The organism is Chitiniphilus shinanonensis DSM 23277 (assembly GCF_000374805.1).
In the GTDB taxonomy this organism is placed as follows: Bacteria; Pseudomonadota; Gammaproteobacteria; order Burkholderiales; family Chitinibacteraceae; genus Chitiniphilus; species Chitiniphilus shinanonensis.
On sequence record NZ_KB895334.1, the window covers coordinates 115624 to 131284 of the forward strand.

Sequence of the window (15661 nt, forward strand, 5' to 3'; positions counted from 1 at the left end):
GAATCCGCCACCGCAGCCCTGACCCGTCTCGACGATATGCTGCGTACCCTGGTCGATGGCACGCAACGCATGACACAGCAGACCGGGCATTCCACCGAACAGACCGGCGATCTATCCACCAGTGCGGCAGAGATCGTCGGCTTCGTCGAGCTGATCGGCGAAATCTCGGCCCAGACCAATCTGCTGGCGTTGAACGCCGCGATCGAAGCGGCACGCGCTGGGGAAGCCGGGCGCGGCTTTGCCGTGGTGGCCGACGAGGTCCGCAAACTGGCCGAGCGGACCACCACCGCCTCCGGCGAGATCCGCAAGCTGGTGGAGCGGATCGGCGCGGCCACCGCCGCGGTGCGAGAGGCATTGCAGGGGTTGACCGCAGAGACCGTGCGCCAGGCCGAACAAGGCCGTTTTCTGGGCGAGCAATTGCACGAAGCGCAAGCCGGCACGGCATTGTTCCAGCAGCAGGCACGGCGGGCGCGCCTGCATCACGGTGCGGCGCTAGGTCAGGTGGCGTTGCTCGATCTGCGCAATATGGTCTACCTCGGCTTGTTCCAGGAGGAACGGCCTGCCGGCGAGGAGCCGCCCGGTTGGTTGGGCGACTGGGCACGGCAGCTGGCGCAGCTCAAGGCGATCGACAAGCCGGAGCAACTCGAAGCCGCGTTCGCGCGCGTGGCCGACCAGGGTGCGCGAGCGGTGGCGGCGTGGCGCGAGCAGCGTTACGAGCCTGCCGCCGAGGCGCTGCGCCAGGCGGAGCAATTGCTGGCGCAATTGATCCAGGCGCTGGCAGCGACCCCCGGCCGCGCCGGCTGATCAATTCCGGCTGGCTTGCTCGAATGCCGCCAGCTTGCGTTCGAACCAGGCTTCGTCGCGCCAGCCGGTGTACTCGGCGTGCTTGATGTCGTCCCACAGGCTGAACAACCAGCGTCGCCTGGGCCAGCCCGGCGCGGTGGGCGCCTGCGCCAGGTAGTGCTCCAGCAGGCCGTATTCCGGGCGGGAATCGGGCAGGTGGAACAGGTCCAGCTCGCGGTGGGCGAAGCGTGCGCCGGCCGGGTCGATCACCGCGCACAGGCGCCAGGTCTGCGGGTCGACCAGGTAGTTGCCGGCGTGGCCATCGTCATGGATGAAGCTGGGCGTGTCATCGGCCAGCGGCAGCAGCACGGTTTCCAGGTCGTCCAGCGTGGCCAGCAGCCGCTGTTTCTGCACGTCGGAGAAGCCGTCGGCGCCTTGCAGGAAGGCGATGCGGGGCGCCAGGTAGGCGCGATAGCTGGAGAGAAAGGTCGGGTGCCGGTTGCCTTCCAGATCCTCGAAGGCATCACTGCGCTGCGCGTGCCAGTGGCGCTGCAAGGCGACGATGTCCTCGACCAGCGCGGGTGCGTGTTCCAGCGGCGTGTCGTAGGCGGGAACGCCACTCACGAACGGCATCAGGAATGCATCCCAGCCCCCCTGCTCCGCGCTTTCGAATTGCAGGATCTCGGGCACGGCGATGGCGGCCGGGGTGTACTGCCGCAGGCGTTGGGTGGCGCGTTTCTCGAAACGGGCGAAACCCGGAATCCGAAAACGCTTGATCACGCGGCGGCTGCCGTCGGCCAGCGTCAGCAGGTAGACCTGGCCGTAGAAGCCGTCGATCACCTGATCCAGTCGCGGTTTTTCGTTCAGCCAGCGCAGGCAGATGTCGTCCAGCCATTCGGCGATGCCGGTTTCCAGCTCGATGCTCATGTCGGTGTCCTCCTTGGGCGCACCATAACGGGCGACTCATCCTGTCGCCAGCGTCGCCCGGACGGTTGGGCAAGCGTGGCGAAAACAAAAAACGCCGTTCCACGTGGAACGGCGTTTCAGGCAAAAAACCAGGAGCCGTCGGCTCAGAGATCGGCTTCCACCTCGTTGCCGCGTGCTTCCAGCCACGCGCGGCGGCTGCTGGCCTCACCCTTGCCCATCAACATGTTCATCAACTCGCGGGTGTTGGCGCTGACGTCTTGCGGCACGCCCACCCGCAGCACGCGCCGGGTGTCGGGGTTCATGGTGGTGTCGAACAACTGCTCGGCGTTCATCTCGCCCAGGCCCTTGAAGCGCGAAATGCTCCACGCCCCTTCGCGCACCTTTTCCGCGCGCAGCTTGTCGAGGATGGCGTTCAACTCGCCGTCGTCCAGCGCGTAGAACTTGCGCGGCGGCTTGGCCTTGCCGGCGCCGGCGATGTCCACCCGGTACAGCGGTGGCTGTGCCACGAACACGTGGCCGGTGTCGATCAGCCGCGGGAAGTGACGATAGAACAGGGTCAGCAGCAGCACCTGGATATGCGAGCCGTCGACGTCGGCGTCGGACATGATGATGATCTTGCCGTAGCGCAGGCCGGACAGATCGGGCTGGTCGTTCGGACCATGCGGGTCCACGCCGATGGCTACGGCGATATCGTGGACTTCGTTGTTGGCGAAGATCTGGTCGCGGTCCACTTCCCAGGTGTTGAGCACCTTGCCGCGCAGCGGCAGGATGGCCTGAAAATCTTTGTCGCGGCCCAGCTTGGCGGAGCCGCCGGCCGAGTCGCCCTCGACCAGGAACAACTCGCAGCGCTCCGTCTCGTCGCTGGCGCAATCGGTGAGCTTGCCGGGCAGCACCGCCACGCCGGAAGACTTCTTCTTTTCCACCTTCTGCGCGTTTTTCTGCCGGCTTTGCGCGGCGCGGATCGCCAGTTCGGCCAGGCGCTTGCCCAGTTCCACGTGTTCGTTCAGGTACAGCTCGAACGGCGACTTCACCATCTGCGAGACCAGCTTCAAGCCGTCGCGGCTGGTGAGTTTGTCCTTGGTCTGGCCCTGGAACTGCGGATCGAGCACCTTGGCCGACAGCACGAACGAGCAACGGCTGAACAGATCCTCGGGCAGGAGCTTCACGCCCTTGGGCAGCAGCGAGTGGAATTCGATGAAGGTCTTCACCGCCTGGAACACCCCGTCGCGCAGGCCCGATTCGTGGGTGCCGCCTGCCGGGGTGGGAATCAGGTTCACGTATGACTCGCGGTTGGCGGGGCCTTCCTCGCTCCAGGTGAAGGCCCAGGCGCAGCCTTCGCCAGGCGCGAAGCTGTCGTCGCCCGATTCGATGTACTTCTCGCCCTTGAAGATCGGGATCAGGGTGGCGTAGCCCGCCAATTGCTCGCCCAAGTAGCCCACCAGCCCGTCGGGGTAGCACCATTCCTTGAGCTGGAATTCGCCGCTGGCGGTCTCCACTTCCAGCGTGACCACCAGTCCGGGCAGCAGCACTGCCTTGGATTTGAGCAGGTGCTCCAGCTCACCCTGCGGGATCGCCGGGGAATCGAAGTACTTGGGATCGGGCCGCACGGTGACGGTGGTGCCGGTTTCCTTTTTCGGGCAGGTGCCGACCACCGCCAGCGGCTCGCGCACGTCGCCATCGCCGAACACGATGCGGTGCAGCTGGCCTTCGCGCTTCACTTCCACCTGCAGCAGCGTCGACAGCGCGTTGGTCACCGAGACGCCGACCCCGTGCAAGCCGCCGGAGAACGCATAGGCGCCGCCGTCCTTCTTGTCGAACTTGCCGCCCGCGTGCAGTTGGGTGAAGACCACCTGCACCGTCGGCACGCCCTCTTCCGGGTGGATGCCGACCGGGATGCCGCGCCCGTCGTCGATCACCTTCAGCGACTGATCGCGGTACAAGGTGACGCGGATCGACTTGGCAAAACCGCCCAGTGCTTCGTCCGCTGCGTTGTCGATCACCTCCTGGCAGATATGCAGCGGGTTGTCCGTGCGGGTGTACATGCCGGGTCGGTGGCGGACAGGGTCCAGGCCTTTGAGAACCTTGACGGCGGCTTCGTCGTAGCGGGGAGTGCTCATGGTTTCACGTGGAACAACTTGAAAAGATCGCGGGCAAGTCTAACAAACTGCGCCGGTCCACGCCCAAGGTAACGGAAGGTAAACGTCGGAACCGCCTCGCGACGCCGCTGGTCTGCCCTTCATCCGCTTCAAAACAAGTCATCAAGAAAAGCTTGGCTTGATGCCAGACCAAGGAGATTCCGATGTACTCCCTTGCCTACGCAATCGGCATCGACCGCATCATCGCAGTCATCGACGATTTTCTCGATGTTGCATCGCAACATCCAGCCATCGCGGCCTTGCTGTCGCGCATCCCCGCTCCCCTGCCCTGGCGCCAGCGGCTGGTCGCGTTCTGGTACGCCACACTGGACGGCGAGAGCTACCGCCTGTCCAACGTCCGTACCGACGGCGCCGTGCTGTTCAGCTTGGTGCGCAGCAACGAGTGGCAGGCGGCGGACGACATGCTGCGCAAGGCGATTGCACGCCACGTACCGCCGTATCTGGCCCGACAGTGGGGGCAACGCCTGGATACCCTGGGGGAATCGATTCCCGGCGGCTGAAGGCCGCTACAGCGAGCGGCGCAGTTGGATGGCTTCGGCCATGTGGTGTGCGCTGATCACTGCCGCATCGTCCAGATCGGCGATGGTCCGTGCCAGGCGCAACAGACGGTGATAGGCGCGGGCCGACAAGCCCAGCTTTTCCATCGCGGTCGCCAGCAGCGCCCGTGCCGCGTCTTCCGCGATGCAGTGCCGGTCCACCTCGGCGGCTTCGAGCATCGCATTGGCCTTGTCCTGTCGTGCGAGTTGCCGCTGGCGCGCGGCCACCGCCCTTTTCCTGATCGCCTCGCTTGTCGCGCCTCTTGGGCCTTCCTGCAAGGCGGATGGCGGCAGCGCAGGCACCTCGACCAGCATGTCGATGCGATCCAGCAACGGCCCGGACAACTTGCCCCGATAGCGATTCACCTGCTCGGGCGTGCAGCGGCACGCTTTCTGCGGGTGGCCCTGGTAGCCGCAGGGACAGGGGTTCATCGCTGCGACCAGCTGGAACCTCGCCGGAAATTCGGCGGTGTGGGCGGCGCGACTGATATGGATCTGCCCGTTCTCCAGCGGCTCGCGCAGCACTTCCAGCGCGCGTCGGTCGAACTCGGGCAGTTCATCCAGAAACAGCACGCCGTGGTGCGCCAGCGAGACTTCGCCGGGCTGCGGGATTCCGCCGCCACCGACCAGCGCGGCTGCCGACGAGGTGTGGTGCGGCATCCTGAACGGTCGAATCCCGAAGGTGCCTGGGGCGAAGCCGGTGCGGGACAGCGACTGGATCGTGGCGGCTTCCAGCGCCTCTTCCGTGGTCATCGGCGGCAGCAGGCCGGGCAGGCGCTGGGCCAGCATCGACTTGCCGGTGCCGGGTGGCCCCACCAGCAACAGGCTGTGCCGGCCGGCCGCGGCGATCTCCAGCGCCCGCTTCGCCTGCCCCTGTCCCCGTACGTCGGCCATATCGGGATAGCTGGTCGATGCGCACATGGCTGACGTTGACACAACGGGTAGCATCTCGCCTGCCGCAAAATGCTTACAGACTTCGAGCAAATGATGCGCGCCGTGGATGGTCGCCTCGGGGATCAACGCGGCTTCGTCGGCCGCCGCCATGGGCAGGATCAGGGCCCGCCGGGCCAGGCTTGCGGCGCGGGCCAGTGCAATGCCCCCACGGATGGTTCGCAATTCGCCGGTCAGCCCCAGCTCGCCGGCGAATTCGTATTCGGTCAATGGCCGGAGCGGAAGCTGTTCGCTGGCAGCGAGGATGCCCAGCGCGATCGGCAGGTCGTAAAGCCCGGAAGACTTGGGCAGATCCGCCGGCGCCAGGTTGACCGTGATGCGGCGGTTGGGGAATTCGAAGCCGGAGACCGTCAGCGCGGCGCGAACCCGTTCGCGGCTTTCCTTGACTTCGGTATCGGGCAGGCCCACCAGGTTGAAGGCCGGCAGGCCGTTGGCGAGGTGGACTTCGACGACCACGGGATGGGCAGCCAGCCCGACCAGGGCGCGGCTGTGGACGATGGCGAGCGACATACGAGACGGAAGGGCACAAGCCTGAATCTGGAAGACAGACTTTGTTTATAGTGTAGGGATTACTTTCAAGACACTTCTAAGAGCATCAGGGTGAACCCCGCGACCGAGCCCGATCTGCTGCCGGATTTCCGCAATATGGGCGTAATCCTGCGCATCCTGGTTTTTGCCCACCTCGCCTTGTTCGTTTATTCGCTGATCGGTTTGGCGAACTGGTCGACCTGGGCGCAACGTTTTTCCGATAGCGTGCTGTGGCTGGAGTTCTCGTTGCTGCCGGCGCTCCTGCTGCTGGGCCTGGCCAGCCCGCTGCTGGGTAGATTGCCCTATAACTACGGCGCGGCAGGGGTATGCCTGCTGGCGATGGTCGGCGGCAGCATCGGCCGCGCGGTGGTGCTGCCGGTGGAAGGCGGCGAACAGTTGTTGCTGGCTGGCGCGATGGCGATCCTTGCCGTCTCGCTGACCTTGTTGGGTTATTTCCGGCTGAAGCAGCGGTCGCTTTCGCCAAGACTGTCGGAGGCCCGGCTGGCCGCTTTGCAGTCGCGCATCCGGCCCCATTTCTTTTTCAACAGCCTGAATGCGGTGCTGTCGCTGATTCGTAGCGAACCCATCAAGGCCGAGCAGATGCTGGAGGATTTGGCGGACCTGTTCCGCGTGTTGATGAAAGACAATCGTCAGTTGGCCCGGCTGGACCGGGAGGTCGACTTGACGAAGCGGTATCTGAATATCGAGGCGGTGCGTCTCGGCCCCCGGCTGAAGGTCGATTGGCATATCGACAACATGCCCGGTGACGCCGCGGTGCCACCGCTGATGTTGCAGCCACTAGTTGAAAATGCCATCTATCATGGCATCGAACCGGCGTTGGAGCCGGCCCCGATCCAGGTGAACATTTTCCGGATCAGGGATCAGCTGCACCTGGATGTGAGAAATCCCCTGCCGCCGGTCGACGCCGTGCGCCAGCATCAGGGGAATGGGATCGCGCTGGAAAACATCCGCGAGCGCTTGCTGTTGCATTTTGACGCCGAAGCCAACCTCACGACACAAGCCGTGAATGGCTATTATCAAGTACACATTGTGGTGCCTTACCGGGAGATTGCCCATGACGACGCCATTGCGCCTTTTTCTGGTCGATGACGAGTTACCGGCGCTGCGCCGATTGGAAGACGTGCTGAACGATTGTGCCGCCGACTTTCCCTTGGAAATCGTCGGTACGGCCACCAATGGCGTATCGGCCCTGTCGCAGCTGGCCGAAGCCGACGCCGATGCAGCCATCATCGATATCCAGATGCCCCAGATGAGCGGCATCGAGCTGGCGCGTGAACTACAGGGGTTATCACAGCCCCCCGCCGTGATCTTCGCCACGGCGTTCGAGGAATACGGCGTGGCCGCGTTCGAGGTGCGTGCCATCGATTACCTGCTCAAGCCGATCCGCCGCGAGCGCTTGATGGATGCGCTGAACCGCGTCCGCGAGCTGCGCGACGCCAAGACCCAGGCCGAGCCCTCCTCCACTGCCCGCAGCCATTTCAGCGTGACCGAACGCGGCCGCCTGCACCTGATCCCGGTGTCGGAGGCGCGTTATCTGAAGGCCGAGCAGAAATACATCACGCTGCGCACCCGCGAACGCGAATACCTGCTGGAGGATTCGCTGACTCGGCTGGAAGAGGAATTCGGCAGTCGCTTCGTGCGTATTCACCGCAATTGCCTGGTGGCGCGGGATTCCCTGATCGGGTTCGAGAAGGTACCCTCCAACGGAGGCGAAACCCACTGGGTCGCCGTGCTGCGGGATGTTCCCGACCGGCTGGCCGTCAGCCGCCGACAACAACACGTCATCAAGGATTTCAAGAAAAATGGATGAGTTCAGCATCACGACGCCATCGCTGCTGTTTCCTGCGATTTCGTTGCTGATGTTGGCTTATACCAACCGCTTTCTGGCTTTATCCACCATCATCCGCCAACTGTACGAGGCCCATCACCGCGACCCCGACGGCAATATCCTGCGGCAACTGGGCAACCTGCGGCGGCGCGTGGCGCTGATCCGCGGCATGCAGGCTTTCGGTGTCGGCAGCCTGATGCTGTGCATCGTGTCGATGGTATTGGTGTTCTTCACCCAGGATCTGGCGGCTCATCTGGTCTTCGTGGCCAGTCTGTTCATGATGGTGATATCACTGGTGCTGTGCCTGTTCGAGGTGCTGATCTCCGATGCGGCACTGAACATCCTGCTGGCGGACATCGAAGCGGAGCTGCGCAAGCTTCCTTGATTTGCCTCCGACAAAAAAAGCCCTCGCGATGCGAGGGCTTTTTGTTTGACCGGGGCCTGCTCAGCCGCGCAAGGCCAGGCCCCATATCAGCGCCAGGTTCAGCAGACAGATCAACTGGGCGGCACTGCCCAGGTCCTTGGCCCGCTTGGCGAGGTGGTGCTTTTCCAGCGAGGTATGGTCCACCGCGGCCTCGATCGCTGAATTGAGCAGCTCCACGATGACCGTCAGCAGGTGACTGGCGATGACCGCCATGCGGGCCCAACCGGGCAGGGTCAGGATCAGCGCCAGCGGGATACCGAGGCAGGCCAGCAGCGATACCTGCCGAAACGCGGCTTCGTTGGCCCAGCCGGCCTTCAGGCCGTCGATCGAATAGCCCAGCGCATTGAACACCCGCTGAAGGCCGGTTTTACCTTTGAATGGACTCTCGGACACGCTCGATCCTTGCAAGGGTTATTCGAAGATGCCGACATACGCGGCATACGGGGTGAGCAAAGCCAACGGAATCAACACGATGAAGCCCAGAAGCGCCGGGATCGACGCGATGATGGTCAGTGCGATGAAGACCACGCTGAACACCAGCACCGGCAGGAAATTGCGCCAGAACGCCACGTAGCTCAGCTTCATGGCCTCGATGGCGCGCATGCCGCGCAACATCACCAGTGCGGGCGCGAACAGATAGATGCTGGAAACCAGCAGCCCGCCAAAAAAGCCGAACAGCCCGAACAGCATCAGCTCTCGGGGAACGCTTTCCGCCTGCGCGGCCTTGGCGGCGAGGCCAGCTTCACTGAGGGCCGCCAGCTGGGGGGCCAGGCCGAAGGCCGTGATGATCACCACCAGCAGCATGACGAAGACCAGCCATGCCAGCAGGTAGAACACACCCACCAGGACCAGCTCTCTGGTGTTGTGGCGGAAGCCGTTGAACAGATCCATCACCGCGAACGGCTCGCCGCGCCGGCAGCGGTCGGCGGCTTCCATCATGCCGGCGACCAGCACCGGCGTGAGGATGGTGGCGGCCATGGATACCAGCGGCAGCACCGACAGCGCCATCAGCAGCACACAGAACAGGCCCGACATTGCCGTCCATTGCAGCCAGCCGCGCCGATACAGCGCAAAGGCATCGACGATCCACTTCCAGCCGCCCAGGGCGTCCACGCGCCGGGGTTCGGGCGTGGTGTCGATCACCACATCGCTTTGCTGCATGGTCTGCTCCACCGATTGAAAGTCCCGCGTATCGTAGGGACGCACGCCACGCCTGACAAGCAAGCGCGTATTTCGTTCTGTGGCGGGATGACGATGGCGTTGCCGCCGGGCAAAAAACAACCTGGCCATCAGGCCAGGTTGTTCGACTACGCGGCGGAATCGCCGGGCGGATGACGCCTCAGGCCGGGGTCGGCGTGGCGGCCGGAACGGCCTTGTCCTCGCCGATGCAACCCAGCGAATGACGCGCGATCATCAGCTCTTCGTTGGTCGGCACCACGTACACCGCCACCTTGCTCTGCGAGGTGGAGATGCGGCGCGGCTGGCCGCTGCGCTGCGCGTTCAGCGAATCGTCGAGTTCGACGCCCAGCCAGCCCAGTTGCTGGCAGACATCGCGCCGGACGATATCGTCGTTCTCGCCGATGCCGGCGGTGAACACCAGTGCGTCGATGCCGCCCAGCGTCACGGCCAGCGATGCGCCTTCACGGGCGATCTTGCTGACGAAGTAGTCCACCGCCAGCTTGGCACGCGGATCGTCGCTGGCATGCAGCTCGCGCATGTCGCTGGAAATGCCGGACAGGCCCAGCAGGCCGGACTTCTTGTACAGCAGATCCTCGATGCCTTTGGCGTCCATGTGCAGATGGTTCAGCAGATGCAGGATCACACCGGCGTCGATGGAGCCGGTACGAGTGCCCATCGGCAGACCTTCCAGCGCGGTGAAGCCCATGGTGGACGCAATGCCGTGGCACGCCGACAGCGCAGCCATCGAGGCGCCGTTGCCCAGGTGGGCGACCACGGTACGGCCGGCGGCCGCCTGCTGGTCGATCTCGGGCAGCACCGCGGCAATGTACTCGTAGGACAGGCCGTGGAAGCCATAGCGGCGGATGCCTTCGCGCTGCGAGAAGTCATAGGGCAGCGCGTACAGCTGGTTGATTTCCGGCTGGTTGGCGTGGAACGCGGTGTCGAAACACACCACTTGCGGCACGCCCGGCAACAGTTCGGCCAGGATACGGATCGGCGTGATGTTGTGCGGCGCATGCAGCGGGGCCAGCGGCACCAGCGCCTCCAGCTCGGCGATGATCTCATGTGTCACCACTTCGGGGCGCGAGAAGCGGCGGCCGCCGTGCACCACGCGGTGGCCGATGACGGCCAGCTTGCGCCCGGCGGTATGGCCTTCCAGCCATTTCAGGATATGGCGCAGCGCCTGGTCGTGGCTCTTGGGAGCGTCGGCGGGCAGGTTCTCCGCCGCCAGCTTTTCGCCATCCGCGGATTTCGCGGTGAAGTAGGGGTCGACGTAGATCCCTTCGACCTGGCCCTTGTACAGCAGGACCGGATCGGCTTCACCCTGTTCGAACAGCGAAAACTTGATGCTGGAGGAACCGGCGTTGATCACCAGGATAAGTTGCTTCATTTGTTGTCAGTCTCCTTTGCGTCCTGCATGCGCCACCAGCGCCATCACTGCGGCCGATGCGAGGCGCGCCTTCACATCGTCCGCGCGGCTGGTCAGCACGATCGGTACCCGGGCGCCGAGGACGATCCCCGCCGAATCCGCGCCTGCGAAATAACTCATTTGCTTGGCGAGCATGTTGCCCGCCTCGATGTCCGGCACCACCAGGATGTCGGCCTGGCCCGCCACCGGGGATTTGATGCCCTTGGTCTTGGCGGCGGCCATCGAGATGGCGTTGTCGAAGGCCAGCGGGCCGTCCAGGATGCCGCCGCGGATCTGGCCGCGATCGGCCATCTTGCACAGCAGCGCGGCATCCAGCGTCGACGGCATCTTCTCGTAGACGGTTTCTACCGCGGAAAGAATGGCGACCTTGGGTTCCTCGATGCCGAGGATGCGCGCGAGGTTGATGGCGTTCTGGGTGATATCCACCTTGGCGCCGAGATCGGGCGCGATGTTGATCGCGGCGTCGGTCACCAGCAGCGGGCGGCCATAGGCCGGCACGTCCATCACGAACACGTGCGACACGCGCTTGCCGGCGCGCAGGCCGGTGCTGGAGTTCATGGCGGCGCGCATCATTTCGTCGGTGTGCAGGCTGCCTTTCATCAGCGCCTGCGCCTCGCCACTGCGGCACAGTGCCACGGCCTTGTCGGCGGCTTCGTGGCTATGCTCCGCATGGACGATCTGGACACCGGTCAGGTCGATGCCGATCGCTGCGGCGATGCCGAGGATCTTGCCTTCCGGGCCGACCAGGATCGGCGTGATCAGGCCGGCCTTGGCCGCTTCCAGCGCACCCAGCAGCGAATCGTGGTCACACGGGTGGACCACGGCGGTGGGCACCGGTGGGAATTTCTCGGCCTTGGCGCGCAAGGCGGTGAATACATGGTGCTGGCGCAGCGTGAGTTGCGGCGGCTCTTCGAAGCGGTTCAGGCGCTTTTCGGTCGGCGGCACCACGATGATGGGGCCGGAGGCGATCACTTCGCCGCGCTGGTTCTCGCAACGGCATTCCATCTGCACCTGCTTGGAGACCTCGTGTTTCTCGGTCACTTCCAGCGCGATGGTCAGTTCGTCGGATTCGAAGATCCAGCCGTGGGATTTCAACTCGTGGCCGGCCAGAATCGAACCGTTGCCGGGAAAGAAATTGGTGGTGGTCGACGAGAACAGCGGAAAGGCGCCCAAGGCGGGGACGCAGCGTTCTTCACCCTCGCCCTTGGAGCCGGCGATCATGCCGAACAGCGTGATGTCGCTGGCCCTCACCGTGTGCTTGCGCTCGTAGCGCATGCCCGGGCGGATGTCGTCGAACAGGATATTTTCGTGGACCATGGAAGCTCCTTGGCAGGGCACGGATAAGGTCATTGCTTATCGTAGTCCGGCAATGTTGCACCGCAATACGAGTACGCCGTGCAGCATAGTCTCCGCAGGATGGTGTTATCTTGGCGAAGATCAATGCCTGACAGCGTGAATCCGGCGATACAGAACGGTTTACTCAATTTGACTGAATTCCCGGTTACCCCAGCATATTTAACTTCCGAACGAACTACATCAATCTTTCACAACTTTGTGCCATTGGCATGAAACAAACCACCACCCACCTGATATGCGCTCCGACCCTGCATGGCTACGCCCGCGTGGAAGCCCTGCTGGCCAGCCCTGGCGACCTGGTGGAAGCGGATACGCCGTTGATCAGCCTGGTACTCGATGGCGAGCAATTGGTCGTCCATGCCTCGACCCAGGGGGTGATCGAGAGTTTCGTCGTCATGCCGGAGGATGAGATCGGCAGCGATGAGTTGCTGTTGATGATGGAAGTCGAAGAGCCGGATGACAAATGGCTGGACTGGATGGAGGGATTGCCGCCTGCCTGCGCGGCCATGCCACTGCCTGCTGCCGTCGCCGATGCCTCCGAACCGTTGTTGCAGGTGACCCGCAGTGCCGCCGCGCTGGCGGCCAGGCTGGGCGTCGATCTGGCCCAGGTCCATGCCGGCCCGTCCGGGGTGATCGACGAGGCCGCGGTCGAAGCCTGGGTACGCCAGGCACTGGGTGCCCGGCGCTAGCGTCGAGCCGCGTCTCCTCTTCAATCGCGCAGTTGCCGCAGCAGGTGACGCCGCGCCTCGCGGTTGAACAGCGCCATCCCGATCAGCGCGACCATCGCCCCCAGCATTGCATCGTTCAGGCGGACCCGCAGGATGGTCGCGCCGGCGCCCTGGCCTTCGGGTAACAGCACGACATCGAACAGCAGCAGGATCATCGTTGTCATCACCGCCGAGGCCGCCCACTGGTTGCCGGCTACCGCCAGCGGGCGCAGGAAGGCCAGCACCGCCACCGACACCAGCATCACCCAGGTGTAGGGCATCAAATGGCTGATCAGCCATGCCGCCGCCGCGCCGGCCAGCGTGCCGAAGGCGGTCTGGAACAGGCGCCGCAGGCTGTCCGGGCCATCCGGGCGGATCACGAACAGCGTCACGGCGGTGACCCAGGCCGGCCGGGTGTAGTGCAGATCGAGCGCCAGCCATAGCGCGCCGCAGGTGGTGGCGGAGAACCCCACCGCGTGGACCCAGCCGGCGTTGCGGCCCCGCAGTACCCGGGTCACGCTATTGACCAGGCCCGGATGTTGCCGGGGCAGCGCACGCGGCCAGATCAGGCTGTCCACGCCGACCGCGCCCAGGCCGACGGCGATGCCCAGCAATGCGAACCACAATGCCGACCATGGTGGCGCCGGCAGATAGGCATAGATCAGGAATGCCAGCACGGCGAAGCGGGCGATGGTCTCCAGCGCGGCCCCGGTTCCGTCCATCCACCCTACCCCGAGGCACAGCACGGCGAGCAGCGGCAGCAACAGCATCGGCGTGCCCGAGCCGATCAGGTTGCCGGCGATTCCTGCGGAGAAGATCAGCGCCAGCCCCCAGGCCTGGGTCGAGGCGCGATGACGGAAGGTGCCGCCGAAATCGAGGAAGCTGGCGTAGAGGCCGCCGATGGCGCCGAACAGGATGCCGTACGGCTGATGCATCAGATAGGCGACCAACATGGGCAGGCTGACGCCGATCAGCCCGCATACCGCTTTGCGCCACGGCATTTCCCCTTCGCGCAGGGCGAGCAGATGGATCGGCAGGCGCATAAGAACTCCGTACAGGACCTCCTCAGCTTAGCGTGGCCAACAGCATCCTTCTGGTGGCGTTTCGCATGCTTTTTGCCAGAACCGCTTCACTGATTTTTGTGGTCGCTGTTGGCGCGGCGAAGCCGGGGCCCTGTAAACGACGACGCCCCGCAAGGCGGGGCGTCGCAGGCGGCTGTGAGCCGGGTTCAGGCCGTGGTGGCCGCCAACCGGGCGAAGGCGCGTCGTTCCGCCACGGCGTTGGCCAGATCGGCCAGCACCTTCTCGGTGGCTTCCCAGCCGATGCAGGCGTCGGTGATCGACTGGCCGTAGCAGGCCGCCTGATCGCCCACCAGTTCCTGGCGGCCTTCCACCAGGTGCGATTCGATCATCACCCCGAACAGCGCGTCGTTGCCGGCGGAGATCTGCGCGCAGATGTCGTTGCAGACCTCGATCTGGCGACGGTAGTCCTTGCGGCTGTTGGCGTGGCTGAAATCGACCATCACCTTTTCCGGCAGACCTGCCGCGGCCAGGTCGGCCTGGGCGGCGCGCACATGATTGGCGTCGTAGTTGGGTTCCTTGCCGCCACGCAGGATGATGTGGCAGTCCGGATTACCGGCGGTGGAGACGATGGCCGAGTGGCCGTACTTGGTCACCGACAGGAAATGGTGCGGCTGGCCGGCGGCGCGGATCGCGTCGATGGCGATCTTGAGATTGCCGTCGGTGCCGTTCTTGAAGCCCACCGGACAGGACAGGCCGGACGACAGCTCGCGGTGCACCTGGGATTCGGTGGTGCGTGCGCCGATGGCGCCCCAGCTCATCAGGTCGGCCATGTATTGCGGGGTGATCATGTCCAGGTACTCGCCCGCGGTGGGCAGCGCCATGTCGTTCAGGTCGAGCAGCAGCTTGCGGGCGATGCGCAGGCCGTCGTTGATATTGAAGCTGCCGTTCAGGTACGGATCGTTGATCAGCCCCTTCCAGCCCACCGTGGTGCGCGGCTTTTCGAAGTAGACGCGCATCACCACTTCCAGGCGATCCTTGTACTGCTCGCGCAGCACCTTCAGCTTGCGGCCGTATTCGATCGCGGCGGCGGTATCGTGGATCGAGCACGGGCCGACGATGACCAGCAGGCGATCATCCTTGCCTTGCAGGATGTTGTGGATGGCCTGTCGGGTTTCGAACGTCGTGGCCGAAGCGGTGTCGGTGACCGGGTACTTTTCGAGCAGGGCGATCGGCGGAAGCAGTTCCTTGATCTCGTGGATGCGGACGTCGTCGGTCTGGTAATGCATGGTGTTCCCTAGCGGCGCAAGCGCAGCGCGCGATTGACTCTTTCAATCGATTCGCGCACTGCCTTTATTTTAAGCAAGGGGGGTAGATTAGCGCCTAACGACAGTCGGCGCAAATGCCTTTCACCGTGATTTCCAGGGCTTCCGCGGCGAATCCGGGCGGTAGCGGCAAGGGCAGATCAGTGCTGACTTCCTCCAGGCAGAAGAAGCGTCCGCAGCGATGGCAGTGGAAGTGGGCGTGGCTATGGGGAACGGGAGTGACCGAGAAGCGCCAGACGCGGTCGTCACCCGCCAGCTTGTGCGCCAAGCCGACCTCGGTCAGCCACTCGAGCACGCGATAGACGGTGACGCGGTCGGCTTCCGGGCCCAACGTGGTGAGCACGTCCAGGTGCGACAGCGGTCGGTGCGCGTTCATCAGGGCGGCGAGCACCTTGACGCGCCAGGGCGTGACGCGCGCGCCAGCCCTGGCCACCAGTGTCCGGGCGCCGGCCAGCAGGTCCGGCGATTCGACGGTCATTGCAAGCGCTGCGC

Annotated in this window: 17 protein-coding genes; 7 read left to right on the forward strand and 10 right to left on the reverse strand. The window is 64.5% G+C overall.

Annotated elements, in window-relative coordinates:
• The first annotated feature begins 69 nt into the window (after positions 1-69).
• Positions 70-804, forward strand: a complete 735-nt coding sequence (locus C556_RS24230; protein ID WP_373279164.1) for a methyl-accepting chemotaxis protein — start codon at positions 70-72, stop codon at positions 802-804.
• Here the strand turns inward: C556_RS24230 and C556_RS21255 are convergent, their stop codons facing one another.
• Complete coding sequence (locus C556_RS21255; protein WP_018746276.1) at positions 805-1710, reverse strand: phosphotransferase; 906 nt, start codon at positions 1708-1710, stop codon at positions 805-807.
• Positions 1711-1853: 143 nt separating this feature from the next.
• On the reverse strand, positions 1854-3827 hold the full coding sequence (gene parE / locus C556_RS0100590) for a DNA topoisomerase IV subunit B (RefSeq protein ID WP_026262691.1): 1974 nt from the start codon (positions 3825-3827) through the stop codon (positions 1854-1856).
• Positions 3828-3835: 8 nt separating this feature from the next.
• On the opposite strand from parE, the gene C556_RS23375 reads away from it, so the two are divergent.
• Complete coding sequence (locus C556_RS23375; RefSeq protein ID WP_169338578.1) at positions 3836-3988, forward strand: hypothetical protein; 153 nt, start codon at positions 3836-3838, stop codon at positions 3986-3988.
• A 21-nt stretch (positions 3989-4009) separates the two neighbouring features.
• Positions 4010-4366: a hypothetical protein gene (locus tag C556_RS0100595; RefSeq protein WP_018746278.1), complete on the forward strand. Its 357-nt coding sequence runs from the start codon at positions 4010-4012 to the stop codon at positions 4364-4366.
• 6 nt (positions 4367-4372) lie between these two features.
• Here C556_RS0100595 and C556_RS0100600 read toward each other — a convergent pair whose 3' ends face one another.
• Positions 4373-5863, reverse strand: a complete 1491-nt coding sequence (locus tag C556_RS0100600) for a YifB family Mg chelatase-like AAA ATPase (protein ID WP_018746279.1) — start codon at positions 5861-5863, stop codon at positions 4373-4375.
• Positions 5864-5953: 90 nt separating this feature from the next.
• On the opposite strand from C556_RS0100600, the gene C556_RS18720 reads away from it, so the two are divergent.
• From C556_RS18720 to C556_RS0100615, 3 genes are read left to right on the forward strand one after another with little or no spacing between them, the layout of a single operon-like run.
• The gene (locus C556_RS18720; RefSeq protein ID WP_018746280.1) at positions 5954-6991 is read left to right on the forward strand and encodes a sensor histidine kinase; all 1038 of its coding nucleotides are present in this window, start codon (positions 5954-5956) and stop codon (positions 6989-6991) included.
• Positions 6909-7712 (forward strand): LytR/AlgR family response regulator transcription factor, encoded by an 804-nt coding sequence (locus tag C556_RS0100610; protein WP_245559200.1) that lies wholly within the window; start codon positions 6909-6911, stop codon positions 7710-7712. Before C556_RS18720 ends, C556_RS0100610 begins: the two co-directional genes overlap by 83 nt.
• Complete coding sequence (locus C556_RS0100615; protein WP_018746282.1) at positions 7705-8115, forward strand: DUF2721 domain-containing protein; 411 nt, start codon at positions 7705-7707, stop codon at positions 8113-8115. The genes C556_RS0100610 and C556_RS0100615 overlap by 8 nt, the downstream gene beginning before the upstream one ends.
• Before the next feature lie 60 nt (positions 8116-8175).
• Here C556_RS0100615 and C556_RS0100620 read toward each other — a convergent pair whose 3' ends face one another.
• From C556_RS0100620 to C556_RS0100635, 4 genes are read right to left on the reverse strand one after another with little or no spacing between them, the layout of a single operon-like run.
• Entirely contained in the window at positions 8176-8547 is a 372-nt protein-coding gene (locus C556_RS0100620) for a diacylglycerol kinase (protein ID WP_040430021.1), read from the reverse strand.
• A gap of 18 nt (positions 8548-8565) precedes the next feature.
• A complete protein-coding gene (locus tag C556_RS0100625) occupies positions 8566-9444 on the reverse strand; it encodes a BPSS1780 family membrane protein (RefSeq protein WP_083930186.1) in 879 nt (292 codons plus the stop codon).
• 49 nt (positions 9445-9493) lie between these two features.
• A complete protein-coding gene (locus C556_RS0100630) occupies positions 9494-10723 on the reverse strand; it encodes an acetate/propionate family kinase (protein ID WP_018746285.1) in 1230 nt (409 codons plus the stop codon).
• Positions 10724-10729: 6 nt separating this feature from the next.
• Positions 10730-12079, reverse strand: coding sequence for a bifunctional enoyl-CoA hydratase/phosphate acetyltransferase (locus C556_RS0100635; RefSeq protein WP_018746286.1), 1350 nt, complete (start codon positions 12077-12079; stop codon positions 10730-10732).
• Positions 12080-12327: 248 nt separating this feature from the next.
• On the opposite strand from C556_RS0100635, the gene C556_RS0100640 reads away from it, so the two are divergent.
• A complete protein-coding gene (locus C556_RS0100640) occupies positions 12328-12807 on the forward strand; it encodes a hypothetical protein (RefSeq protein ID WP_018746287.1) in 480 nt (159 codons plus the stop codon).
• Between the two features lie 20 nt (positions 12808-12827).
• Here C556_RS0100640 and C556_RS0100645 read toward each other — a convergent pair whose 3' ends face one another.
• The 3 genes from C556_RS0100645 to C556_RS0100655 all read right to left on the reverse strand — a co-directional run bounded on the left by C556_RS0100645 (position 12828) and on the right by C556_RS0100655 (position 15647).
• Positions 12828-13868: an FUSC family protein gene (locus C556_RS0100645; protein WP_018746288.1), complete on the reverse strand. Its 1041-nt coding sequence runs from the start codon at positions 13866-13868 to the stop codon at positions 12828-12830.
• 185 nt (positions 13869-14053) lie between these two features.
• On the reverse strand, positions 14054-15133 hold the full coding sequence (gene aroG, locus C556_RS0100650; protein WP_018746289.1) for a 3-deoxy-7-phosphoheptulonate synthase AroG: 1080 nt from the start codon (positions 15131-15133) through the stop codon (positions 14054-14056).
• 94 nt (positions 15134-15227) lie between these two features.
• A complete protein-coding gene (locus C556_RS0100655; RefSeq protein WP_018746290.1) occupies positions 15228-15647 on the reverse strand; it encodes a Fur family transcriptional regulator in 420 nt (139 codons plus the stop codon).
• Positions 15648-15661: the final 14 nt, after the last annotated feature.

Bases quoted from the DNA above. Each gene is read 5' to 3' on its own strand.
- aroG (WP_018746289.1), bottom strand. From the start codon at position 15,133: ATGCATTACCAGACCGACGACGTCCGCATCCACGAGATCAAGGAACTG.
- C556_RS0100615 (WP_018746282.1), top strand. From the start codon at position 7,705: ATGGATGAGTTCAGCATCACGACGCCATCGCTGCTGTTTCCTGCGATT.
- C556_RS0100655 (WP_018746290.1), bottom strand. From the start codon at position 15,647: ATGACCGTCGAATCGCCGGACCTGCTGGCCGGCGCCCGGACACTGGTG.
- C556_RS0100600 (WP_018746279.1), bottom strand. From the start codon at position 5,863: ATGTCGCTCGCCATCGTCCACAGCCGCGCCCTGGTCGGGCTGGCTGCC.
- C556_RS0100595 (WP_018746278.1), top strand. From the start codon at position 4,010: ATGTACTCCCTTGCCTACGCAATCGGCATCGACCGCATCATCGCAGTC.
- C556_RS0100635 (WP_018746286.1), bottom strand. From the start codon at position 12,079: ATGGTCCACGAAAATATCCTGTTCGACGACATCCGCCCGGGCATGCGC.
- C556_RS21255 (WP_018746276.1), bottom strand. From the start codon at position 1,710: ATGAGCATCGAGCTGGAAACCGGCATCGCCGAATGGCTGGACGACATC.
- C556_RS0100630 (WP_018746285.1), bottom strand. From the start codon at position 10,723: ATGAAGCAACTTATCCTGGTGATCAACGCCGGTTCCTCCAGCATCAAG.
- C556_RS24230 (WP_373279164.1), top strand. From the start codon at position 70: ATGACACAGCAGACCGGGCATTCCACCGAACAGACCGGCGATCTATCC.
- C556_RS0100610 (WP_245559200.1), top strand. From the start codon at position 6,909: ATGGCTATTATCAAGTACACATTGTGGTGCCTTACCGGGAGATTGCCC.
- parE (WP_026262691.1), bottom strand. From the start codon at position 3,827: ATGAGCACTCCCCGCTACGACGAAGCCGCCGTCAAGGTTCTCAAAGGC.
- C556_RS0100640 (WP_018746287.1), top strand. From the start codon at position 12,328: ATGAAACAAACCACCACCCACCTGATATGCGCTCCGACCCTGCATGGC.
- C556_RS0100625 (WP_083930186.1), bottom strand. From the start codon at position 9,444: ATGGCCAGGTTGTTTTTTGCCCGGCGGCAACGCCATCGTCATCCCGCC.
- C556_RS0100645 (WP_018746288.1), bottom strand. From the start codon at position 13,868: ATGCGCCTGCCGATCCATCTGCTCGCCCTGCGCGAAGGGGAAATGCCG.